This is a genomic window from Mesorhizobium sp. WSM3862, assembly GCF_002294985.1.
GTDB lineage: Bacteria > Pseudomonadota > Alphaproteobacteria > Rhizobiales > Rhizobiaceae > Mesorhizobium.
The window spans coordinates 189,557-211,685 of sequence record NZ_NSGE01000004.1 but is presented as its reverse complement, the minus strand read 5'-3'; the positions used below and the strand labels follow the sequence as shown (position 1 = coordinate 211,685).

Below are 22,129 nucleotides of genomic sequence, written 5' to 3'. Positions count from 1 at the left end.
CTTGTGGGGAGGGCTGGAAGAAAGGTGATTTCAGCGACGTTTTTCGACCATGCAATCGTCCATCACCAACACCGCCACCCGCTATGGCTGGGCGATGATCATCCTTCACTGGCTGATCGGCCTCATCTTCATCGGCCAGTTCGTGCTCGGCTTCGTGATGATGCGGATCGACAGCCAGCGGACATCCTTCGAGCTGATCCAGCTGCATAAGTCCTTCGGCTTCCTGCTGCTTGGGCTGGTCATCCTGCGCATCGCCTGGCGTGTCGGCGATGCGGCGCCAGCACTCCCGCCTTCGGTGGGAACATTGGAGCGCAAGGCAGCGCCGCTGGCGCATTTCGCGCTTTACGCCTTCCAGGTTGCGCTGCCGCTCTCCGGCTGGACGCTGGTCTCGGTCTCGACGCTGGAAATCCCGACGATGCCGTTCAACCAGTTCGTCATGCCCGACCTGCCGCTCGCCGAATCCGACGCCGCGGAAAGCTTCTGGTCGGCCGCGCATTGGTATCTTGCCTATGCCGGCATCGCGCTGGTCGCGTTGCATATCCTTGCTGCGATGCGCCACCATTTCCTGCTGCGCGACAGCGTGCTCACGCGCATAATCACGCCTTCGTCAGCCCGGGAATAGGGCGTGCCGCCCGTTCGTTGGTGGCGGGAAGACAGCAATGCGCTGGTTCAGGATAGGAAAGATGTCGATGCATGCGCGCATCCTCGGATTGGCGGCCTTTGCCGCTTGCCTTGCCGCGCCGGTTTGCGCCGCGGTGGCGCTCAGTGACGCCGCCGGCAGCTATACGATCAGCCCGGCGGGCTCCTCGATCCGCTTCACCATCGGCAAGGCCGGCGGTGGCGGCTTCGGCGGCGCCTTCGGCCGCTTCAAGGGCACGATCCGCATCGACAATGCCGATGTCGGGCGCTCGAAGGTCAACCTCACCATCTTTCCGGAAAGCGTCGGCACCGGCCAGGGCCGCATCGATGCTTTCCTGCGTTCCGACGCCGTCTTCGACAGCGCCAACAATCCGGAGATCCAGTTCCGCTCGACAAACGTGACCCGCACCGGCGAGACCACCGCCGTGGTCACCGGCCGGCTGACGGCGCGCGGCAAGACGTTTTCGGAAAAGTTCACGGCCGAGCTCGATGGGCTGAAGTCAGGAACCATCAAGTTCCATGTCACCGGCAAGGTGCTCAGATCGCGCTACGGCATGGATGTCGGCACGCCGATCTATTCCAACGTCGTCGACTTCGACATGACCCTGACGGGGAGAAGGGGTTAGCTCTGGTCGCGCATCCTCGGGTTCGTCATCCTAGGGCGGAGCAAGGAGCGAAGCGACGCGCGCAGACCCTAGGATCCATGCCGTGACGCTAAGGCGTTGCAACGGTTACAGAATTCTGCATCCCTGCACTTTACGTCATAGGTCACGGAATGGATCCTCGGATCAAGCCCGAGGATGACGAAGGCGCTTTGTGGCCCGCGTCTGCGATTGGCTTTTCTCCGGAATTGGGGCACACCTCCATCGACGTAACCGACATGGAGAAGCATGATGTTCCGATGGGGTGTTCTGTCGACGGCCAAGATCGGCCGCGAGCAGCTTTTGCCGGCGATCGTGGATTCTGAGAACGGCGTGCTGTCGGCGATCGCCAGCCGCGATCTGGCGAAGGCTCGCGCCCTGGGCGAGCGTTTTGGCGCCCGCCATGCCTTCGGCTCCTATGAGGAACTGCTCGCTTCCAAGGAGGTCGACGGCGTCTATATTCCGCTGCCGACCTCGCAGCATGTCGAATGGACGGCGAAGGCAATCGAGGCGGGAAAACATGTGCTGGTCGAGAAGCCTCTTGCGCTCGACGCCAAGGACATCCCGCCGCTGATCAAGCTGCGCGACGAGAAGAACGTGCTGGTCTGCGAGGCCTTCATGGTCGTCTACCACCCGCAGTGGATCAAGGTGCGCGACCTGATCGCCAGCGGCGCGATCGGCCGGCTGCGCCACGTCCAGGGCGCGTTTTCCTATTACAATGTCGATCCCACCAACATGCGCAACCAGCTCGATCTCGGCGGCGGCGCGCTGCCCGACATCGGCGTCTATCCGACCGTGTCGACGCGCTTCTCGACCGGCAAGGAACCGGTCCGCGTGCAAGCCACCATCGAGCGCGACAAGACCTTCGGCACCGACATCTATTCCTCGATCCGCGCGGATTTCGGCGACTTCGAACTGTCCTTCTACCTGTCGACGCAGATGGCGGCGCGACAGGTGATGGTGTTCCACGGCGAGAAGGGTTTCATCGAGGTCTTTGGCCCGTTCAATGCCGGGCTCTACGACCACCATCGCATCGAATTGCACAACCAGAACCACACCGAAGCGCAGGTGTTCCGCTTCCCAGGCACCCAGCAGTACCGGCTGGAATGCGAGGCCTTCGTACGCGCGGCCCAGGGCGGCAAGGAGCGTGTCTTCACGCTGGAGGAATCGGTCCTCAACCAGAAGGTCATCGACGCCATCTTCCGCGCCGGCGACAAGGACGGCTGGGAGCCCGTCTGACAGGCCGTCGGAAGGCGCTGGGGGGAACGAAGATGGCTGACGACGCGGATGTCATCATTGTCGGCGCGGGGCTGGCAGGCCTCGTCGCCGCGACAGAACTTGCCGAGGCCGGCAAGAAAATCATCATCGTCGACCAGGAGCCCGAGCAATCGCTGGGCGGCCAGGCCTTCTGGTCGTTCGGCGGGCTCTTCCTGGTCGACTCGCCCGAGCAGCGGCGCATGCGCATCCGCGATTCCCACGACCTCGCGCTCGCAGACTGGATGGGCACCGCCGCCTTCGACCGCCCTGAGGATTTTTGGCCGCGCAAATGGGCTGAAGCCTATCTCGGCTTCGCGGCGGGCGAGAAGCGCTCCTGGCTGATCGAGCGCGGGTTGAAATTCTTCCCCGTCGTCGGCTGGGCCGAGCGCGGCGGCGGCACTGCCAGCGGCCACGGCAATTCGGTGCCGCGCTTCCACATCACCTGGGGCACCGGGCCCGGCGTGCTGGAGCCCTTCGTGCTGCGCGTGCGCGAGGCGCAGAAGCGTGGGCTCGTCGAGTTCAAGTTTCGCTACCGGGTCAACGAGATCACGCGGACCGGGAAGACGGTGACCGGGGTGCGCGGTGACGTGCTGGAGCCAAGCACGGTCGAGCGTGGACGCAGGAGCTCGCGCAACGTGGCCGGGGATTTCGAGCTCCACGCCCAGGTCGTGATCGTCGCTTCCGGCGGCATCGGCGGCAACCACGAGCTGGTGCGTAAGAACTGGCCGCAGCGTCTCGGCGCGACGCCGAAGCGGATGATCACCGGCGTGCCGGACCATGTCGACGGCCGCATGCTGGCAATTGCCGAAGCAGCGGGCGGGAGGGTCATCAACCGCGACCGCATGTGGCACTATGTCGAGGGCATCAAGAATTGGGCGCCGGTCTGGACCGATCACGCCATACGTATCCTGCCGGGCCCCTCTTCGCTATGGCTCGACGCGCGCGGCAGACGGCTGCCGGTGCCGCTTTTCCCAGGCTTCGACACTTTAGCCACGCTCAGCCATATCATGAGCACCGGCTTCGATTATTCCTGGTTCATCCTGACGAAGAAGATCATCCAGAAGGAGTTTGCGCTGTCGGGCTCGGAGCAGAATCCGGACCTCACGGGCAAGAGCTGGCGGCAGGTGCTCGGCCGCGCCACGTCGGGCATTCCCGGGCCGGTGAAAGCCTTCATGGAAAAGGGCGAGGATTTCATCGTCGAGGCCAACCTTTCGAAGCTGGTGACGCGGATGAACGGGCTGGCCGGCGAGCCGCTGCTCGATGTGGCGCAGGTCGAACGCGAGATCAGCGCCCGCGACATGCAGCTCGACAACCCGTTCTCCAAGGATGCGCAGGTCACCGCGCTGCGCGGCGCGCGCGCCTATCTCGGCGACAGGCTGATCCGCACCGCAAAGCCGCACAAGATGCTCGATCCGGCGAACGGCCCGTTGATTGCGGTCCGCCTCAACATCCTCACCCGCAAGACGCTGGGCGGCCTGCAGACCGATCTCGACAGCCGCGTGCTCGACGCGGCGGGCGAGCCGGTCCCTGGTCTCTACGCGGTGGGCGAGGTCGCCGGCTTCGGCGGCGGCGGCGTGCACGGCTATGCGGCGCTCGAAGGCACCTTCCTCGGCGGCTGCATCTTTTCCGGCCGCAGCGCCGGAAGGGCGGCGACGAAAGCGGTCGGCTGAGCGAACGAACGGTTTGCCACAAGCTCGTGAGCTCGGCCCACCTTGTATGCTGCGGCCTCATTCCGGGGATTGATGTTGCTTGAAGTCGATGCCGGAAAGGGCGTCGACGATGCACGGAGACCTCATACGAAGCGGCCTCCGGCAAGTTTGGCCTCTTCCCAAGCAAGATGGCCCCTTACAATGGGTACCCACGCGCTTTAACGGATGCTAATATTCTCCGTTACTCGGGAACGTCGCAATGTCCAAGATTTGTTTGTTGTGCGCGTGCCTTCTTTTTCTGGCCGGCTTGTCGACACCGGCTTCCTCTGAGACCCAGATCGGTCAACGCAGCCATAGATATGCGCTCGTAATCGGTAACTCGGCCTACCGTTTTGCGTCATCGCTTCCCAACGGGGTAAATGATGCGAATGCCATCTCCCGAGTTTTGCAAGAGACGGGCTTCGACGTCACCCTTGGATTGGATACTGACGCATCAACGTTCAGGGAACTCATCGGAAAATTCAGGCGAAACCTGCGGCCGGGTGACGTCTCGCTTTTTTACTTCGCCGGACACGGGCTCCAAGCGAACGGGGAGAACTACCTATTGCCGGTTGACGCCGCCCTTCAACGTCCGGCCGACTTGGCTCTGGAGGCTGAGCGCCTGCAAGACATCATCGCCGCCATGACGGCCGAGGAAAATATCGCAATCGTCCTTCTCGATGCCTGTCGGGACAATCCTTTCGTTAAGCAATTGAGTGGACCGGGTCAAAGTCGCGGCCTTGCCATAGGAAAGGGGCTGGGAGCCTTGGATGCTGGCAGGGGAGTCTTTATCGGCTTTGCAACACAACCCGGCAACGTGGCTCTCGATGGAGCCGTCAATCATAGTCCGTTTGCAGACTCTCTTGTGAAGCGGATAAAGACTCCTTCGATCGACATTGAAATTCTCATGCGTCGCGTCCGGTTGGACGTCATGAACGCGACTTCTGGGAAGCAGGTTCCCTGGAGCAACTCGTCCCTGGTGGAGCCGGGATTCTCATTCAACCCAGATGCCGCGTCTAGTCAGTCTCCGCCAGACCCCTATCAGCCAGACATCAACGCGGCGGCAGAGCTTGAATTCTGGAAATCAATCAAGGATACATCCGATGTCTCGATGTATCGTGCTTATCTAGCGGCATTTCCGAATGGTGCATTCGTCGAAATTGCAAAGAGCCGAATTGCCAAGTTCCAAGCACCTACGCCGCCACGCAAAAAGATCCTGCCAAAGAAAGTCAGTCGCAAGCCGCAAGTGTCGTTGCCTATCGATGAACCTTCCAATCGTTCGGCAAAAACGAGCGCACCAGCTAAACCGGAATCCGTGGGGCGATGCAGGGATGGCAACAAGGAGAGGTGTCGCCAGAGATGCCGTGAAGGCGCAAGGCGTGCCTGTCGCAAGCTGCAACAGCTAGGGGGTTAGTAACGCCAATGACTGCCTCGCGCCCGGCGGACTTAGGCCGCGCCGCCTGCGGCTGGAGACGAGCAAGGGTGCATGAAAAAAAGCAGAACTCAAGAACGCTCCGGGCACCACTGCCGACCCGATCAGGATCGTGGATTAATACGCCACGTGAACCTCGCCGCGTGAGCGTAGGCAGCCAGCGACCGCTTCGGCCGGCGAGGCAAATGCGCGGGAGTTCAGTTTGATTAATTGGCGCACCGGAGCGGATGAAACTGGGAACTCGTATGTCATTGTGGTTACTTCAGATTCGTGACGGGAACGTCCGCTTTGCGCCACCATTTTCGCCATTCAGACCACCGTTGCAGCTTCCCGAGAGCTGACGGTCTGCCTAAGCCGGCACTAAGGCCCCGAACGCGTTGGTAGCGTTTACGCCGGTCACAGGTCCTGGAACACCGCCCAAAGCGTAGAGGTTTGGACTGAGCTGCTGCCGGTTCGGTGGACACGAGGTTAGGCTAGGTTATCCGCCCGCGTGGTCATTGCCACCGTGCGCGGCGATGAACATGGCGACGGCCGACCGGCAATAGGATTCGATCTCGTTGTCGTCCTCTGCTCTCGCCTCATCGAAGCGTGCGATAATCAGGAGATCGGAGCCTTTGAAAAGCGCGGCAAACAAACGGGCGGACCGGAGAGGATCGGGCACGTTCAGAACCGCCTTCGCGTGCAACTGACGCAACAGGGCCTCGATTTGGGCGATGATATGGGCGGGGCCGGCTTCGTAATGGAGCTTGCTCAACGACTTTTGACTCGTCATGTCGGCCATGACCATGGCTTCGACATTGCGGACGTCCGGGCGCAACAGCGTGCGAAGCAGTGATGATCCCACCGCCATGAGCTGATCTTCGGCCGAACCGTCGACGCCTTCAAAAAGGGCCTGTGGTATTAACTGATTGCAGCGGGCCGCAAACGCCGCGCCAAACAGCGTCTCCTTGTTCTCGAAGTGCCGATAGATGCTGAGCTTGGATATCTTCGCTCGCTGGGCGACCTTGTCCAATGTCGTCGCTTGAAAACCCAGTTCCGCAAAAAGTTCGCCCGCGGTGTCGACGATCGTTTGGCCAAGCGCCTCGTTGGCGGGCCGGCCGCGCCGGCCTCGGCTATTTTCGGTCACGACAATTCCAGTCCTTGACAGTATCCTAATTCCTGAATTACGATACCATACAGTTTCTTAAATGCGCAAGCCATTGGGGAGGTTTCAACCATGTCCTCCAAATCCGGGCCGCCCGGCGATATCGAATGCGGCATCGTCCGGTCGATCAACGCAGTGATGGGCGACTCGCTGGACGATATTGCGCGCCAGGCCCAACCCAACCCCCTCCAACCACAACACGGAGCCCATCACCATGGATGACGTCATCATCATCGGCGGCAGCTTTGCCGGTCTCGCTGGCGCCCTGCAGCTCGGCCGTGCCCGCCGCAAAGTCACCGTTCTCGATACCGGCCTGCCGCGCAATCGCTTCGCCGGCCACTCGCATGGTCTGCTCGGCCACGATCACAAGCCACCGCTGGACATCCTGGCTGAGGCGCGGCAGCAGCTGGCCCGCTATCCCACGGTCAAGCTGGTCAATGCCCGGGCCGAAAGCGTCTCCGGCGCCATCGACGATTTCTCAGTCGTCACTGATGATGGCGAAACCCTTAGGGCGCGCCGTCTGATCCTGAGCTATGGCGAAACCCTTAGGGCGCGCCGTCTGATCCTGAGCTATGGCGTCATCGACCAGATGCCTGATGTGCCGGGCTTTGCCGAAGGCTGGGGCACGTCCATCGTGCCCTGCCCCTATTGCGACGGCTTTGAAGTCGCCGGCCAGCATTGGGGCCTCGTCTGGTCCGGCCGGCAGTCGCACAATCAGGTCAGGCTGTTCCACGATTGGACCGACAGGTTGACGGTGTTCGCCGATGGTCATGACATTCCGCCCGATATCCGGGCCGATCTGGCGCGCCGCAACACACCTGTCGTCGATGGCCGGATCATCGAGATCGCCCATCACGGGGGCCATAACGCCACCGTCAAGCTCGATACCGGCCCGAATGTCGCGGTCGACATCCTGTTCGCGCATCCGCGCAACAAACCGTCCGCAAGCCTGCATCAATCACTGGGCCTCGCCACGGTCGATACGCCCGTCGGCATCATCCTCAAGGTCGACGAGCGCCGCGAAACCAGCATGCCCGGCATCTACGCCGCCGGCGACCTCGCCAACCCCCTCACGCCGCCATCGGTTACCCTGGCATCATCGCACGGCGCGATGGCAGGTATCTTCGCCCAGCAGTCCATGCTGGTTTGAGAGCAGAGATTGGAGAGGAGCATGGCCGTCGAACCGGACAGCGCGGGTGTGCGCTTCCCTCCGCCTTTGGTCTATCTGGGAGCGCTGCTGTTGGGGCTGGCGGCGGAGCGGTTCGTCACCCTGCGCTCTTTCGACATCGACTGGCGGTTGCTGGTCGCGACGGGCGCGCTGCTGTTCGTTGCCGGCGCGGCGATGATGCTTGCGGCGGCGGGGCTGTTCCGGCGGCTGGGCACCAACGTTCCGCCGTCGCAGCCAACGACCCTCATCGCAACGACCGGTCCTTATCGGTGGACCCGCAATCCCATGTATCTCGGCATGGCGCTTATCTATGCCGGCCTTGCGATCGGCTTCGACGGGCCGATCGCCTTCGCGTTGCTCCCATTGGTGCTGATCGCGATCCAGACGCAGGTGATCGACCGCGAGGAGCGCTATCTCGAAGCGAAGTTCGGCGACGACTACCGCCGCTATAAGGCCGAGGTTCGCCGCTGGCTCTGACTGTTCCGCCGCTGCCGCCTGCGGGGCTTTCTGATAAACCAGCACCGGCTTCCTTGCCGCGAGCTATCATATTCTGAAGGTTGCGGGCCGGTGTCATGGAAAACCGACTGGCCGGCTGACCCCGCAGTACACCCGGCGCCTGAGGAGACGCACAGATTTGGTCACCGCTTGCCGCCACAAATGAGCCGTCGACGCACTGCATGCCGACGTCTGCTTTCGAGAAGCGGTAACCAAGAGCGGAGAGACCGCCACCGGCCAACTCCGGTCATCGGACCGAAACGGACTGGAATGTGCGGAAAGGGTCTGGAAGCGGCCACCTTAGGAAGCCTGACGACGTCCGCACCACATTGGTATGTGCATTACAAAATGGCGCGCCCGAAGAGATTCGAACTCCTGACCCCCAGATTCGTAGTCTGGTGCTCTATCCAGCTGAGCTACGGGCGCGCATCAGGCCGTGTGAGACACAAGCCCCGCGATCCGGTCGAGACGCCGACCGCGATGTGGAGTGTTCCCTAACGACTGAATTTCGGAAAAGCAAGCCGGCCCGGCAAAAGTTTTGTCGCAGGCGTTTACAGGATCACATTCCGACCGGGTTCTTTGCTTCGCGGAACTCCGAAGCGGGAACGTCTTCCCTGGCCTGCCACGATCAAGCCGGGCGGCGCAGGCCGTTGCGGGCCTGATCGAGCCGCACCGGCTGGTCGGGGATGGTGACGGCGAAGACCGTGCGGCCGCCGATCGATTCGACCAGCTCCACCGTGCCGCCATGGGCGCGGATCAGCTCATGGGCGATCGCCAGGCCAAGGCCGGTGCCGCCGCTGCGCGCCGAGCCGCGGAAGGCGGCGAACAGGTTCTCGCGCGCCTTGGGCGGGAGGCCGGGGCCGGTGTCGCTGACGGTGATGCGGCTGACGCTGCCCAAGCGCTCGGCCGAGACGGCGAGCCGACGCACCACCGCGCTCTCCGTGTCGGCCGCCATTGCCTGCACCGAGTTGCGGCACAGATTGGTGAGCACGCGGAAGAGCTGGTCGGAATCGGCGTCGACTTCGAAGGTGAGCTCGACGGCATTGATGAATTCGATGCCCTCCTCGATGTCGAGCAGGCCGTGCACGTCGTCGACCAGCTGGCGCAGCCGCAAGCGGCGGCGCGACGGCGCCGGCTCCTGTGTGCGGCCATAGGCAAGCACGCCCTCCGAATAGGCGACGGCGCGGTCGAGCGCGCGCAACAGCTTCGGCGCGAAGGACTGGACGGTCGGATCCTTCACCTGGCGCAACCGGTCCGACATAAGCTGCGCGGAAGCCAGGATGTTGCGCATGTCGTGGTTGATCTTGGACACGGCAAGCCCGAGGTTGGCGAGGTGCTTCTGCTCGGCGAGCATTTTTTGCAGCCGATCCTGCATCTGCGACAACTCGCGCTCGGCGACGCCGATCTCGTCGGCACGCTCCGTCGGGCAAATTATGCGGCCGGGATCGTCCGGCGCTTCGGAGAAGGACAGGATCGAGCGCGTCATGGTGCGGATCGGGCCGATCATGATCAGATCGATCGCCGCATAGACGAGCATGGCGGTGAACAGCGAGATCAGCAGCGAGACGACGGCGACGTTGCGCGAATATCTGAGCATGGCGTTGCGCAGACTGTAGTCCGGCATGATCAGCTCGAATTCCTTGTCGCTGTCGCCGACCGGGCCGAAGACGCGCAGCATGCGGTTGCCGCCGGCGAACAGCGTTTCCAGCGCGCCGGTCATGCCGTTGACCAGGCCGACATTGGCAATGTCGATATGCTCGTCGACCTTCGGCGGCATGTCGGCCACGACCAGCAGCCGCGAGACGCCGCCGTCGCGCACCGCGATCGCCTTGGCGCCGATCGCCATCAGCACGTCGTTCTGGGCGGTGTGCGACAGGGAGTTGGGCTCGCCCTGCAGCAACACGATCGACACGGCGGCGGAGGTGCTCAGCCGCTCCTTCAGCCAGTTCACCCGGTAGCTGGCGATCCAGGGCAGGAAGATCAGGATTTCGGCGAGCAGCACGAAGACGATGGTGAGAAGCAGAAGCTTGGTCGACAGACCGCGCGACAGCGGCACCCGGCGCGGCGAGCTTGCCGCCGCGGGGCGTGGCTTTTCATCCGTTGACAGGACTTCACTTGTCATGACGCGGTTTTCACGAAGGCTTGATCGAGCAAGATTATGCGATTTGCGGCTTTTTTGCCAATTTCGCCGCCGGCCAGTGAAAAAATGCCTTTGGGCGGGCTGGATTGACTTCCAAAATCCTTCTTCCTATAAGCCCGCTCACGCTCGGGCCTTCCGTCCCGGCGCGGTTTCGATCGCGCCTATAACCGGCCCGGCAAAGCTCCTGTTACAGTGTGACAGAATCAAGAAGGGCCGCACGCCGCGGTATTAAAACAAATGAAGCGTACCTACCAACCGTCCAAACTCGTCCGCAAGCGCCGGCACGGTTTCCGTGCCCGTATGGCCACCAAGGGTGGCCGCGGCGTCGTCGCAGCCCGCCGCAACCGCGGCCGCAAGCGGCTCAGCGCCTGAACGAAAGACGAGATCGTTGCCCGCAACCGGCAAGCCAAAGGGGAAAACTCCCGGGCGGCTTCTGAAACGCGCGGATTTCATGGCTGTGCGCGGCGGCGAGAAGCGCCGCGGGCGGCTTTTTCTCGTCGAGGTTCTCGACCGGGGCGACGATTGTGCGCCACGCGTCGGCTACACCGTGACCAAGAAGGTCGGCAACGCCGTGGTGCGCAACCGCGTCCGGCGGCGGCTGAGAGAAGCCGTGCGAACGCATGCCGCCGATGACATGGCGCCCGGCAGTGACTATGTCATCGTCGGGCGCGAAGACGTGCTTGCCATTCCGTTCGGCCAGTTGAAGGCCGAGCTTTCCCGCCGGCTGCGCGGAACACGATAGGCCAAGGGCTTTCGATGGAAAACAACCGCAATTTCTTCATCACCATCGCGCTGTCGGTGCTGATCCTGACGCTCTGGCAGGTGTTCTACATGAACCCCAAGATGGAGCAGCAACGCGAGCAGGCCCGCATCGAGCAGCAGCGCGTCGAGGCGCAGAAGAACGAAGCGCAGGGGACCAATCCGGGCGCGGCCGGGACGCCGGCGCCGGCTCCGGGCGCCATCCCAACTGCGCCTGGCGGCGAGACAGTCACTGTCGAGAGCCGTGACCAGGCTGTTGCCGCGACCAAGCGCATCAAGATCGACACGCCGAGCCTCGAGGGCTCGATCAATCTCACCGGCGCTCGCCTGGACGACCTCAAGCTCAAGCACTACACCGAGACGGTCGACAAGAATTCGCCCGAGATCCAACTCCTCAATCCGCAGGCGCTACCGACCGGCTATTTCGCCGAGATCGGGTTCGTCGGCACCGACAAGACCGGCGCGGTGCCGAGTTCCGACACGGTGTGGAGCGTTGAGGGCAATCCGACGCTGACCCCGTCGACGCCGGTGACGCTGACCTACACCAACGACAAGGGCCTGACCTTCAAGCGCACCATCTCGGTCGACAACGATTATATGTTCACCGTTTCGGACACCGTGCAGAATTCGGGAAGCGCTGCCGTCAGCCTGTTCAACTACGGTCGCGTCACGCGCTACGACAAGCCGGCGGTCGCCAGCACTTATGTGCTGCATGAAGGCCTGATCGGGGTTACTGGCACCGAGGGGCTGACGGAATACAAATACGCCGCCATCGAGAAGGACAAGGAAGTCAAGCCAGGCAAGTCGACCGACGGCTGGCTCGGCATCACCGACAAGTACTGGGCCGTCACCATGGTGCCGACCGAAAAGCAGCCCTTCCAGCCGCGCTACGGCTATTTCGAGGACGGGCGCCATCGCTACCAATCCGACTTCCTCACTGATCCGATCAACATCGAGGCCGGCCAGTCCGCAACCATCGAAACCGAAGTGTTCGCCGGCGCCAAGGAAGTCGCCAAGATCAACGCCTATGAGGCTGACCGCCATATTCGCCAGTTCAATCTGCTGATCGACTGGGGCTGGTTCTATTTCATCACCAAGCCGATGTTCTGGCTGATCGACACGCTGTACAAATTCTTCGGCAATTTCGGCCTAGCGATCCTGGCCACGACCGTCATCGTCAAGGCCATCTTCTTCCCGCTGGCCAACAAGTCCTACGCGTCGATGGCGAACATGAAGAAGGTGCAGCCGAAGATGCTGGAAATCCGCGAGAAATACGCGGACGACAAGATGAAGCAGCAGCAGGCGATGATGGAGCTCTACAAGACGGAAAAGATCAATCCGTTGGCCGGCTGTTGGCCGGTGGCGCTGCAGATCCCGGTCTTCTTCTCGCTCTACAAGGTGCTCTACATCACCATCGAGATGCGGCACGCGCCGTTCTTCGGCTGGATCCACGACCTCGCGGCGCCCGATCCGACCTCGGTGTTCAACCTGTTCGGCCTGCTGCCCTTCGCGCCGCCGGCCTTCCTCCCGCATATGGGCGCCTGGGCGGTCGTGATGGGCATCACCATGTTCCTGCAGATGCGCATGAACCCGACGCCGCCGGACCCGACGCAGGCCGCGGTGTTCACCTGGATGCCGGTCCTCTTCACCTTCATGATGGGTTCCTTCCCGGCCGGCCTCGTCATCTACTGGGCCTGGAACAACCTGCTCTCGATCCTGCAGCAGGGCGTGATCATGAAGCGCCAGGGCGCCAAGATCGAGTTGTGGGACAATCTGGCGGCGATGTTCCGCAAGAAACCATCGCCGGCGGAATAGATGGCACCCCGGCCCTAACACCAAAACCCCGGCATGACCGGGGTTTTTCGTTGGCGGCTTGCCCTATGGCGCTCCGGACAGAACTTCGCGCAGCCGTCTTTCGGAATTTGGCCTGCCCCCGCGAAACTGCGGCATGGCCTGCCTCGTAGCTTCCCCGGTCCTCCCCAAAAGCCGCGACGGCTTCCGGCGCAGCGACGCCGGTGTTGGGAAGGCCGTCCGGCAGGCCGGGGTCCCGCGGGGGGACCCCGGTTTTTCCTCCTAAAGCGCGACGCGCTTTAGGGACTTTGTTTTAATGCAGTGTCGTTTTCCCAAAACCGCTCCACGCTTTTGGGCGACATGCACCAGCTCACTCCATGACGGCGCTGTGGTCGACCTTGGCCGGTGTGCCAGGCTTGCGCAGCAGAAGCACAAGCGGGATGGCGGCGAGCGAGAGCAACATCATCAGCTCGAAGTCGTCGACATAGCTGATGATCGTTGCCTGCAGCGTGACCAGCCCGTCGAGCGCGGCGCGGCCGGCGGCGGTGTAAGGGCTCAGCGCCTGCGCGATCGCCGGATCGCCGAACGCCGGATTATAGGGCGTCACATAGTCGGCGATGTTGGCATGGTTGATCTGCTGGTTCTGCGTCAGAAGCGCGGTGACGACCGAGATGCCGACGCTGGAGCCGATGTTGCGCGACAGATTGTAGAGGCCCGTCCCTTCAGCGCGCCGTTCCGGCGCCAGCGTGGCGAAGGTGATGGTGGTGAGCGGCACGAACAGGAAGCCTAAGCCGGCGCCCTGGATGAAGCCGGTGCGGATGATCGTCCATTGCGAAACGTCCGGGGTCCAGCCGGTCATGTCGTACATCGCCCAGGCGGTGACCGCGAGCCCCGTGAACAGCAGCCAGCGCGTGTCGACCTTGCCGACCAGCCGGCCGACAAGGAACATGCAGGCCATGGTGCCTAGGCCGCGCGGTCCCATGACGATGCCGGCGGTCACCACGGGATAGCCCATCAGCGTTTGCAGGTAGGGCGTCATCAGCGCCAGGGAGGCGAGATAGGTGATGCCGATGATGAAGATGAACACCATGCCGACCGCGAAATTCCGGTCGAGGAACAGCCGCGGGTTCACGAAGGTGTCGCGGGCGGTGAAGGTGTGGACGATGAAGATATAGAAGGCCGACGCGCAGACCAGCGCCTCGACGATGATCTCGGACGAGGAGAACCAGTTGAGCTGCTCGCCGCGGTCGAGGAACATCTGCAGCGAAGCGATGGCGAGGCTGAGCATGCCGAAACCCAACCAGTCGAGCCGGGCCTTGAGGTCGAGCTTGGTCTCCTGCACGAACATCGAGACGCCGGCGAAAGCCAGCACGCCGATCGGCACGTTGATGTAGAAGACCCAGCGCCAGGAAACATTCTCGGTCAGCCAACCGCCCATGACGGGCCCAAGCACCGGGCCGACCATCACCGAGACGCCGAACAGCGCCATGGCCGAACCGCGCTCCTCGACGCTGTAGATGTCCAGCAGGATACTCTGGGACAGCGGTACAAGGGCGGCGCCGAACAGGCCTTGAAGCAGCCGAAAGCCGACGATCTGCGGCAGCGACTGGGCAAAGCCGCACAGCACCGAGGCGACGACGAAGCCGGTGATGGCGACCAGCAGGATGCGCTTGCGGCCGAAGCGGTTGGCAAGATAGCCCGAAGGCGGCGTCATCACCGCCGCGGCGACGATATAGGAAGTGAGCACCCAGTTGATCTGGTCGGCGCTCGCCGACACGCTGCCCTGGATATAGGGCAGCGCCACATTGGCAATGGTGGTGTCCAGCGCCTGCATGATGACCGCCAGGATGACGCAGGCGGTGATGGCTCCGCGATTGGCGACCGCAGGCGTGCCCGTGGCGACGGTGCTCATGACTTTTGCTCAAACCGCTTGAAGAGGTCGGTCACGAAATCGGGCAGGCCGCGGGCATGGCCGGTGTCTATGCTGACAACCGCGCTCATGCCCCCGCGCAGCGGCGGCTTGCCTTGCGGGTCGTCGATCGTCACCCGCATCGGAATGCGCTGCACGACCTTGACCCAGTTGCCGCTGGTGTTCTGCGCCGGAAGCAGCGAGAAGCTCGAGGACGAGGCCGGGCTGATGCTGCCGACCTCGCCATGCCAGACCTCGCCCGGATAGCCATCGATGCTGATCGTCGCCTTTTGCCCCGGCCGGACATAAGTGAGCTCGGTTTCCTTCGGCTCGGCGGCGATCCAGATGTCGGTCGACGAGACCAGGCTGAAGGCCGGCTGTGAGGCGGGCAGGTACTTGCCGACTTGCAGCGCATCGACATTGGTGACGACGCCGTCGAACGGCGCCTTGACGACGGAATCGCCGAGATTGCGCTCGGCATCGTCCACCGCCGATTTGGCCTGCAGGTAGAAGGGGTTCTTCTCGACCGGCTGGTCGGCGTCGCCGCCGAGCTGGGCGAGCGTTGCGTGCGCCTGCGCCTTGGCGACGATGACTTTCTGCCGGGCGGCGATGAGATCGTGCTGGGCGCTGTCGAAAGTCGCCTTCGAGGCGGTTGAGGTCTTGAGCAGGTCCTGCTGACGCTGGAAGGCCGACTCGTAATAGGGGATGTCGGCCTCGGCCTGGGCGATCTGCGCCAGCGATTGCTGGTAGCTCGCCTGCAAGGTCAACACCTGGTTGCGCACCGTGCCGAGTTGCGCTTGAGCGCCGGCCAGCGCCGTCTCGAACGAGCCCGGCCGCAAGCGGAAGAGCACCTGGCCCCTCTTAACCGCCTCGTTGTCATGCACGTCGATCTCCTGCACGGTGCCGGAGACATCGGTGGAGACGCCGAGCGACTGCGCCTGGATATAGGCATTGTCGGTGGTCATGACCTGACCGCCGGCGACGTAGTAATAGCCGCCGACCGCCAGCGCCACCGGAAGCAGCGCAAACAGGACAGACCGGGTTAAGCTGCGCCGCGGCTTGGCCCGGGCCGGCGAAGCTATCGTGACGGCGGCCGGCTTCGGCTGGGCCGAGGGTGCTTCGAGCGCAGCAGGTTCCGGCGCGACAGGGGCTTCCAGCTCATCGTTTTCGAGCCCCGGATTGGCGGCACGCCTTTGCTCGCGCTGGCTGTCCAGGCGAATGACCTGGTCGCTGCTTCTGTCGCCGGCATTGTCGCCGTCGGCGGGTTTGCGTGGTGAGGCTGGTTCAGACATGGACTTTCTCCCGGTCGACAGCCGGCTGGACGCAGGCCTCGAGCAGATTGGATTTGATCAGACAAAGTGTTTGCAGCTCCTGCCGCGCGTCCGCGGAAAGCTGAATGCCTTGCTGTCGAGACAGATAGGGCCGCACCTGCCAATGCCCGCGAGTCAGGCTCGAGCGGCGCGAGCGCTGTTCGAAGCGTTTTCCGGGCAGGCGCGCGACGTCGTGCAGGACGAAGCTGCTGGTGAGCGAGGAAGGCATGGGAGGAACTTCGGAGTCGGCAGACAAGCTTTCGTGAGCATGCTTATTATCATCATGCACATAATCCTGCTGGACGCGGTGCGCAAGACCAGCTAAGCCGCCTGGAGCAAACGTCGCGCCGACGTGGCGCAACTGAAGGCCGGCAGAGGCACGCACGAAAAATGAAGATGAACCGGCTCAGGATCGCGACCGTGGCTGCCCTCCTGAAATGCGCGTTTCCGGCCGCCGCCAAGGAAGCGGTGAGCTGCGGCGGCGCGGCAATGCTCGGCGGCGCGCAGCTCAACTGCAGCCACGTGCAACCCAAGGCTCCGCCGCAGTTCTGCACCTATAGCTGGGCCCTGCACACCTCGGCCGGCGACCAGAAAGTCGTCGACGGCAGTTTCACGCTGCCGCCCGGCGCCTCCAACGTCCAGGTCTATCAGGGCAGCGGTTTCGACAGCGCGCTTTCCAACCCGATCGTGATCTGTCGCGGCAGCCGCTGAGCGCGGGTTGGTGCTGCAGCCGGATCACGGTAGTTTGATCGGGAGACAGCGTCGCCAGGGCGCCGCCTCGTGCCTGCCAACTACGGACTGACCGTGATGACCGGACCCAACCCCAACATCAAGCATCCCATTGCGATGCATCCGCGCGTCGGCTTCCTGAAGCCGCTGGTCAATGCGCCGAACATCGAGATCGGCGACTTCACCTATTACGACGATCCCGACGGCCCGGACAAATTCGCCGAGAGGTGCGTGCTGCACCACTATCCCTTCATCGGCGACAGGCTGATCATCGGCAAATTCTGCGCCATCGCCGAGGGTGCCCGCTTCATCATGAACGGCGCCAATCACGCCATGTCCGGCTTCTCCACCTATCCGTTCAACATTTTTGGCCGTGGCTGGGAGGAAGGTTTTGACCCCGAGACCTGGTCGAAAGAGATCCGCGGCGACACGATCGTCGGCAATGACGTGTGGATCGGCATGGATGCGGTGATCATGCCGGGCATCGAGATCGGCCATGGCGCGATCGTCGCCGCGAAATCGGTTGTCACGCACGACGTGCCGCCCTATGCGATCGTCGCCGGCAATGCGGCCAAGGTGGTGAAGATGCGCTTCGATGAGTTCACGGTGCGACGGCTTTTGAAAGCGGCCTGGTGGAACTGGCCGGTCGACAAGGTCAGCCGCAACCTCAACGCCATTCGCGGCACCGATATTGCCAAGCTGGAGACCGCCGTTTGAACGCGCCGGATAAAACCACGAGCGAAACTGCCCTAAGTCCGGAGCTGTTCACCCGCGCGTGGATCTTCATCCGCGGCGTGCCGTCGATGAAATTCCTGCCGCCGGAAGGGCCGCCGGAGATCGCCTTTGCCGGCCGCTCCAATGTCGGCAAGTCGTCGCTGATCAACGCGCTGGTCGGCCAGAAGGGGCTGGCGCGCACCTCCAACACGCCGGGACGTACGCAGGAGCTGAACTATTTCGTGCCGGACGGCTTCTCCGGCGAAGGCGCCGACCTGCCGCCGATGGCGCTGGTCGACATGCCGGGCTACGGCTACGCCAGCGCGCCGAAGGACAAGGTCGATGCCTGGACGAAGCTGATCTTCGAATATCTGCAGGGCCGCGTCACGCTGAAGCGCGTCTATGTGCTGATCGACGCCCGGCACGGCATCAAGGCCAAGGACGAGGAGGTGCTGTCGCTGCTCGACAAGGCGGCGGTGTCCTACCAGATCGTGCTGACCAAGACCGATAAGATCAAGGCAGCCGGCGTGCCGAAGCTGATCGAGGAGACGCTTGCCAAGATCAAGAAACGGCCGGCGGCGTTCCCGGCGGTGCTCGCGACTTCGTCGGAAAAGGCCTCAGGGCTCGAGGATCTGCGCGAGGCGATCGCCTTGGTGGCGAACGGCGGCTGACGCATTTTCGCCTTGGAGCAGGGCAGTCGCGTATGGTGCTCCCCCTGACCCAGCCCCCGCTTCGCCCGGCTGACCTCTCCCCGACGGCCCCAGATCGAACAAGGACGCGGGCAGGACCAGCCGTAATCGGCCGACCTGACTGCGCCTCCCGACGCCCCGCTCAATCTGTCTCGTCGCGCTCCGGCGCATGGTCGCGCCGGCCGGCAAGGATTTCGCGCTTGCCGACATGATTGGGCGCGCCGACCAGGCCTTCCTTCTCCATGCGTTCGACCAGCGAGGCGGCGCGGTTATAGCCGATGCCGAGGCGGCGCTGGATGTAGGAGGTCGAGCATTTCTTGTCGCGCTTGACCACTTTGACCGCCTCCTCATAGAGGGCGTCGCCATCTTCGGCGTCTATCGAGCCCTTGTCGAAGACTGGACCCGTGTCGGCCGGATCTTCTTCCTCTTCCTCGCCGGCGGTGACCGTATCGAGATATTCCGGGCGGCCTTGCGCCTTCAAATGCGCCACGACGTGCTCGACCTCGAGATCGGAGACGAAGGGACCGTGCACGCGCACGATGCGCCCGCCGCCGGCCATGTGCAGCATGTCGCCCTGGCCGAGCAACTGCTCGGCGCCCTGCTCGCCAAGGATGGTGCGGCTGTCGATCTTGGACGTCACCTGGAAGGAGATACGGGTGGGGAAATTGGCCTTGATGGTGCCGGTGATGACGTCGACCGACGGGCGCTGTGTGGCCATGATCAAATGGATGCCGGCGGCGCGCGCCATCTGCGCCAGCCGCTGGATGGCGCCTTCGATCTCCTTGCCGGCCACCATCATCAGGTCGGCCATCTCGTCGACGATGATGACGATGTAGGGCATCGGCGCGAGGTCGATCTCCTGCTCCTCGAACAGCGGCTCGCCCGTGCCCTTCTCGAAGCCGACCTGCACCTGCATGACGACGACCTCCCCCTTGTCGCGGGCGGCCGCGGCGCGCTGGTTGTAGCCGTCGATGTTGCGCACGCCGAGGCGCGCCATCTTGCGGTAGCGCTCTTCCATCTCGCGCACCGCCCATTTGAGCGCGGTGACCGCTTTCTTGGAATCGGTGACGACCGGCGTGAGCAGATGCGGGATGCCGTCATAGACGGACAATTCGAGCATCTTGGGATCGACCATGATGAGGCGGCACTCCGCCGGCTTCATCCGGTAGAGCAGCGACAGGATCATGGTGTTGATGGCGACCGACTTGCCCGAGCCGGTGGTGCCGGCGACCAGCAGATGCGGCATCTTGGCAAGGTCGGCGATGACCGGCTCGCCGCCGATGGTCTTGCCCAGCCCCAGCGCCAACTTGCACGACGTGTTGCGGAAGCCGGTCGACTCGATCAGCTCGCGGAAATAGACCGTCTCGCGCGTTTCGTTGGGCAGCTCGATGCCGATGACGTTGCGGCCCGGCACCACCGCGACGCGCGCCGAGATGGCCGACATGGAGCGGGCGATGTCGTCGGCCAGGCCGATGACGCGGCTGGACTTCACGCCCGGCGCCGGCTCGAACTCGTAGAGCGTGACGACCGGACCCGGCCGGACATGGATGATTTCGCCCTTGACGCCGAAATCTTCCAGCACGCTTTCGAGCAGGTCCGCGTTCTGTTCCATCCGCTCCTGAGACATGTAGAAGCCCTGGCCTTCCGGCGGCATCTGCAGCAATTCCTCGGACGGAAGCTCGTAGCCGGCCGAAGCGGGCTGCGGCGCGACCTTGCCGGCGACGGGCAGGGACGGCGCGGGTCTCGCGGCCTGGGCGCTCTTTGCAGCGGAACGCGGCGCGACGGACTCAGGCGCGGGCGCGCGCGATTCGATTTCCACAGGAGCGGGCCGGAGCGCGGGCAGATCGACCGACGGAGTCAGCGGGGCCAGACTTGCGGCCGGCCCGTGCGAGCGCCATTCGATGACGCGGTAGAACGAGGTCGCCTCGCCGATCGCGGCGGGGCGGAACGAGCTCGGTTGCGCCGCAGGACTCACCCGCGCGGAAGCCGCGGGCGTCTGCAAAGGATCGTTCAGCCGTGCCCGCGCCAGGCGCTCGGCGAGCAAGGGCAGGCTGAACTCGAAAAACGCATCGTCGGAGAGATAGGACCAACGAAATTTCGGCGGCTGCGGCTTTTGCGCCGGAGTGGCTGCCGCCCGCGGCGGCGCGGCGCTGGCCTGCTGCGGCTTGACGATGGCCTGCGGCGGCTTGGCCGGGGCGGTGGCGGCCGCGGCGGGGACTGCCCGGCCCGGATTGGTCGGCTGGGGCGCCGGCGGCGCCGGGCGAATGGGAAGCCCGCGGGAAGCCACCGCCTTGGCCGGCGCTTCATCAACTGGCTCCGGTGCGGGCCGTTTGTCGGAATCCGGCGTGCGAGTGAAGCGCACATTGGGCGCGAGGAAGAAATATTGCTGCCAGGCCTGGCCGCCGAACTCGTCGCCGCCAGCCGAATCGGCGGTGTTCGATTCGCCGTCAGCGGCGGCTCGCAGCGTGACGACCTGCCCCGTTTGTCGCTGCGGCGGCACGGCAGCGCCATGATGCCGCGCGTCTTCCGAGCTGCTGTCGTCGTTGTCGCCGTAAGCGGAAGCGCCGGAAGGATTGGCACGGGTAAAACGCATGGATGTCACACTCGAGATTCGTCGAACAAACGTGTCCCGAGACATAGGAACCGATGGTTAACAAGCTCTTCCGGAAGGGTCCGGGAAAAGTGCCGGTCGACGGTTCGAGTTGAGCTGGAAGAAGGAGGTGACCGGTGGCATCGAAGTCGGCTGCCGCGGCGCCGTAGCGTCGTCAAAGCGCCTCGCGTTCCTTCGCAATCGCTGCGCGCCGCAGGTTCACGCCGAGAGCGACGCCTGCTCCTCGGCCGCGAGCTTCTCGGTGCCGTAGGCCTTCAGAAAGACGTTCACGCCGGAGCGGACGACATGCTCGATCTCGGCCTGGCTCGGCGCCTTGGTGCGGTAGGAAAAGATGCACTGGCGGAAGAGGCCGGCGAGGCAGAGCTCGGTGAACTGATAGGCGGCGAGATCGACATCGTCGATCTTCAGCAGGCCGCGTTCGACGGCTTCGTTGAGGAAGATCATCACCTTGTCGTGGCCACGCTTGGGACCGCGCTCGTAAAAGCGGGCGCCAAGCTCGGGAATCCTGTCGGAAGCGCCGACCACGGTGCGCTGCGCCTGGATGACCTTGGCCGAGGTGATCTTGGCGGAGAGCACCATGCCGAACTTCACCAGCGTCTTGCGCAGATCGTCGAAATGGTCGAGCACCTCGTACATATTCTTGAAGATGGTGCCACGCTCTTCCTCGATGAGAGCCTCGAACAGCTCTTCCTTGTTGGCGAAATAGACATAGATCGTGCCCTTGGAGACGCCGGCCTCGCGCGTGATGTCGTTCATCGACGCGGCTTCGAAGCCCTTGTCGATGAAGACGCGGCGCGCGCCTTCGATGATCTGGGCCCGTTTTATCGGATCCTGCCCGGCCGCAGGACGGCCTTTGCGCAGGTCGAGCAGATCGCTATCGGCTGTCGTTTCGACCATCGACGTCAAACCTCGCGAAATATTTCGAACCAACCGGTTCGATTTGCTCTTGATATGGGCCTCTTTCCGCGCTATGTCAATCACCAATTCGAACCGAACGGTTCAGTCTGACTGAC

General features: G+C 63.5%; 20 protein-coding genes and 1 tRNA gene. 13 read left to right on the top strand and 8 right to left on the bottom strand.

The annotated features are described in order from the left end of the window. Positions 1 to 49: 49 nt before the first annotated feature. The 5 genes from CK224_RS13410 (at position 50) to CK224_RS13390 (ending at position 5,639) form a co-directional block, all read left to right on the top strand. Entirely contained in the window at positions 50 to 622 is a 573-nt protein-coding gene (locus CK224_RS13410; RefSeq protein ID WP_095782105.1) for a cytochrome b, read from the top strand. Between the two features lie 67 nt (positions 623 to 689). Then, a complete protein-coding gene (locus CK224_RS13405) occupies positions 690 to 1,265 on the top strand; it encodes a YceI family protein (protein ID WP_067003284.1) in 576 nt (191 codons plus the stop codon). A gap of 267 nt (positions 1,266 to 1,532) precedes the next feature. Then, positions 1,533 to 2,519 carry a Gfo/Idh/MocA family oxidoreductase gene (locus CK224_RS13400; RefSeq protein WP_095782104.1) on the top strand — a complete coding sequence of 329 codons (987 nt, stop codon included), beginning with the start codon at positions 1,533 to 1,535 and terminating at the stop codon, positions 2,517 to 2,519. 32 nt (positions 2,520 to 2,551) lie between these two features. Continuing rightward, positions 2,552 to 4,207: an FAD-binding dehydrogenase gene (locus tag CK224_RS13395; RefSeq protein ID WP_095782103.1), complete on the top strand. Its 1,656-nt coding sequence runs from the start codon at positions 2,552 to 2,554 to the stop codon at positions 4,205 to 4,207. 238 nt (positions 4,208 to 4,445) lie between these two features. Further along, complete coding sequence (locus CK224_RS13390; protein ID WP_095782102.1) at positions 4,446 to 5,639, top strand: caspase domain-containing protein; 1,194 nt, start codon at positions 4,446 to 4,448, stop codon at positions 5,637 to 5,639. Positions 5,640 to 6,135: 496 nt separating this feature from the next. Here the strand turns inward: CK224_RS13390 and CK224_RS13385 are convergent, their stop codons facing one another. Next, complete coding sequence (locus tag CK224_RS13385) at positions 6,136 to 6,783, bottom strand: TetR/AcrR family transcriptional regulator (RefSeq protein ID WP_095776857.1); 648 nt, start codon at positions 6,781 to 6,783, stop codon at positions 6,136 to 6,138. Between the two features lie 232 nt (positions 6,784 to 7,015). On the opposite strand from CK224_RS13385, the gene CK224_RS13380 reads away from it, so the two are divergent. Further along, the gene (locus CK224_RS13380) at positions 7,016 to 7,951 is read left to right on the top strand and encodes an NAD(P)/FAD-dependent oxidoreductase (RefSeq protein WP_095782101.1); all 936 of its coding nucleotides are present in this window, start codon (positions 7,016 to 7,018) and stop codon (positions 7,949 to 7,951) included. A gap of 21 nt (positions 7,952 to 7,972) precedes the next feature. Further along, entirely contained in the window at positions 7,973 to 8,446 is a 474-nt protein-coding gene (locus tag CK224_RS13375; protein ID WP_067002982.1) for an isoprenylcysteine carboxylmethyltransferase family protein, read from the top strand. Between the two features lie 367 nt (positions 8,447 to 8,813). Here the strand turns inward: CK224_RS13375 and CK224_RS13370 are convergent. Together CK224_RS13370 and CK224_RS13365 are read right to left on the bottom strand one after the other, a co-directional pair. Beyond that, positions 8,814 to 8,890: transfer RNA gene (locus CK224_RS13370), tRNA-Arg, on the bottom strand. A 202-nt stretch (positions 8,891 to 9,092) separates the two neighbouring features. Continuing rightward, positions 9,093 to 10,586 (bottom strand): HAMP domain-containing sensor histidine kinase, encoded by a 1,494-nt coding sequence (locus CK224_RS13365; protein WP_067002984.1) that lies wholly within the window; start codon positions 10,584 to 10,586, stop codon positions 9,093 to 9,095. A 255-nt stretch (positions 10,587 to 10,841) separates the two neighbouring features. Here CK224_RS13365 and rpmH point away from each other — a divergent pair, with 255 nt between their 5' ends. The 3 genes from rpmH to yidC are packed head-to-tail and all read left to right on the top strand — an operon-like array spanning position 10,842 to position 13,178. Next, positions 10,842 to 10,976, top strand: coding sequence for a 50S ribosomal protein L34 (rpmH, locus tag CK224_RS13360; RefSeq protein WP_008833937.1), 135 nt, complete (start codon positions 10,842 to 10,844; stop codon positions 10,974 to 10,976). Positions 10,977 to 10,992: 16 nt separating this feature from the next. Next, a complete protein-coding gene (gene rnpA, locus CK224_RS13355; protein ID WP_067323826.1) occupies positions 10,993 to 11,346 on the top strand; it encodes a ribonuclease P protein component in 354 nt (117 codons plus the stop codon). A 14-nt stretch (positions 11,347 to 11,360) separates the two neighbouring features. Then, a complete protein-coding gene (yidC, locus tag CK224_RS13350; RefSeq protein WP_095782100.1) occupies positions 11,361 to 13,178 on the top strand; it encodes a membrane protein insertase YidC in 1,818 nt (605 codons plus the stop codon). A gap of 346 nt (positions 13,179 to 13,524) precedes the next feature. Here the strand turns inward: yidC and CK224_RS13345 are convergent, their stop codons facing one another. The 3 genes from CK224_RS13345 to CK224_RS13335 are packed head-to-tail and all read right to left on the bottom strand — an operon-like array spanning position 13,525 to position 16,734. Then, positions 13,525 to 15,066 (bottom strand): DHA2 family efflux MFS transporter permease subunit, encoded by a 1,542-nt coding sequence (locus CK224_RS13345; protein ID WP_095782099.1) that lies wholly within the window; start codon positions 15,064 to 15,066, stop codon positions 13,525 to 13,527. Next, positions 15,063 to 16,355 carry an HlyD family secretion protein gene (locus CK224_RS13340; protein WP_095782098.1) on the bottom strand — a complete coding sequence of 431 codons (1,293 nt, stop codon included), beginning with the start codon at positions 16,353 to 16,355 and terminating at the stop codon, positions 15,063 to 15,065. The genes CK224_RS13345 and CK224_RS13340 overlap by 4 nt, the downstream gene beginning before the upstream one ends. Then, positions 16,348 to 16,734, bottom strand: coding sequence for a hypothetical protein (locus tag CK224_RS13335; protein ID WP_245425923.1), 387 nt, complete (start codon positions 16,732 to 16,734; stop codon positions 16,348 to 16,350). Before CK224_RS13335 ends, CK224_RS13340 begins: the two co-directional genes overlap by 8 nt. A gap of 35 nt (positions 16,735 to 16,769) precedes the next feature. Between CK224_RS13335 and CK224_RS13330 the strand changes: the two genes are divergently transcribed. The 3 genes from CK224_RS13330 (at position 16,770) to yihA (ending at position 18,487) form a co-directional block, all read left to right on the top strand. Beyond that, the gene (locus CK224_RS13330; protein ID WP_095782366.1) at positions 16,770 to 17,084 is read left to right on the top strand and encodes a hypothetical protein; all 315 of its coding nucleotides are present in this window, start codon (positions 16,770 to 16,772) and stop codon (positions 17,082 to 17,084) included. 96 nt (positions 17,085 to 17,180) lie between these two features. Then, positions 17,181 to 17,819, top strand: a complete 639-nt coding sequence (locus CK224_RS13325) for a CatB-related O-acetyltransferase (RefSeq protein WP_095782365.1) — start codon at positions 17,181 to 17,183, stop codon at positions 17,817 to 17,819. After that, positions 17,816 to 18,487, top strand: coding sequence for a ribosome biogenesis GTP-binding protein YihA/YsxC (gene yihA, locus CK224_RS13320; RefSeq protein ID WP_095782096.1), 672 nt, complete (start codon positions 17,816 to 17,818; stop codon positions 18,485 to 18,487). The genes CK224_RS13325 and yihA overlap by 4 nt, the downstream gene beginning before the upstream one ends. A gap of 160 nt (positions 18,488 to 18,647) precedes the next feature. Here yihA and CK224_RS13315 read toward each other — a convergent pair whose 3' ends face one another. Next, positions 18,648 to 21,098, bottom strand: a complete 2,451-nt coding sequence (locus CK224_RS13315) for a DNA translocase FtsK (protein WP_095782095.1) — start codon at positions 21,096 to 21,098, stop codon at positions 18,648 to 18,650. Positions 21,099 to 21,314: 216 nt separating this feature from the next. Further along, positions 21,315 to 22,013, bottom strand: coding sequence for a TetR/AcrR family transcriptional regulator (locus CK224_RS13310; protein ID WP_067323814.1), 699 nt, complete (start codon positions 22,011 to 22,013; stop codon positions 21,315 to 21,317). Between the last annotated feature and the right edge of the window lie 116 nt (positions 22,014 to 22,129).

Excerpts from the sequence above, each read along its gene's own strand:
- CK224_RS13310 (WP_067323814.1), bottom strand. The coding sequence starts at position 22,013 with ATGGTCGAAACGACAGCCGATAGCGATCTGCTCGACCTGCGCAAAGGC.
- CK224_RS13345 (WP_095782099.1), bottom strand. The coding sequence starts at position 15,066 with ATGAGCACCGTCGCCACGGGCACGCCTGCGGTCGCCAATCGCGGAGCC.
- CK224_RS13380 (WP_095782101.1), top strand. The coding sequence starts at position 7,016 with ATGGATGACGTCATCATCATCGGCGGCAGCTTTGCCGGTCTCGCTGGC.
- CK224_RS13365 (WP_067002984.1), bottom strand. The coding sequence starts at position 10,586 with ATGACAAGTGAAGTCCTGTCAACGGATGAAAAGCCACGCCCCGCGGCG.
- CK224_RS13325 (WP_095782365.1), top strand. The coding sequence starts at position 17,181 with ATGACCGGACCCAACCCCAACATCAAGCATCCCATTGCGATGCATCCG.
- CK224_RS13400 (WP_095782104.1), top strand. The coding sequence starts at position 1,533 with ATGTTCCGATGGGGTGTTCTGTCGACGGCCAAGATCGGCCGCGAGCAG.
- CK224_RS13375 (WP_067002982.1), top strand. The coding sequence starts at position 7,973 with ATGGCCGTCGAACCGGACAGCGCGGGTGTGCGCTTCCCTCCGCCTTTG.
- CK224_RS13395 (WP_095782103.1), top strand. The coding sequence starts at position 2,552 with ATGGCTGACGACGCGGATGTCATCATTGTCGGCGCGGGGCTGGCAGGC.
- CK224_RS13390 (WP_095782102.1), top strand. The coding sequence starts at position 4,446 with ATGTCCAAGATTTGTTTGTTGTGCGCGTGCCTTCTTTTTCTGGCCGGC.
- CK224_RS13410 (WP_095782105.1), top strand. The coding sequence starts at position 50 with ATGCAATCGTCCATCACCAACACCGCCACCCGCTATGGCTGGGCGATG.
- CK224_RS13340 (WP_095782098.1), bottom strand. The coding sequence starts at position 16,355 with ATGTCTGAACCAGCCTCACCACGCAAACCCGCCGACGGCGACAATGCC.
- CK224_RS13405 (WP_067003284.1), top strand. The coding sequence starts at position 690 with ATGCATGCGCGCATCCTCGGATTGGCGGCCTTTGCCGCTTGCCTTGCC.
- yidC (WP_095782100.1), top strand. The coding sequence starts at position 11,361 with ATGGAAAACAACCGCAATTTCTTCATCACCATCGCGCTGTCGGTGCTG.
- rpmH (WP_008833937.1), top strand. The coding sequence starts at position 10,842 with ATGAAGCGTACCTACCAACCGTCCAAACTCGTCCGCAAGCGCCGGCAC.
- CK224_RS13330 (WP_095782366.1), top strand. The coding sequence starts at position 16,770 with ATGAACCGGCTCAGGATCGCGACCGTGGCTGCCCTCCTGAAATGCGCG.
- CK224_RS13315 (WP_095782095.1), bottom strand. The coding sequence starts at position 21,098 with ATGCGTTTTACCCGTGCCAATCCTTCCGGCGCTTCCGCTTACGGCGAC.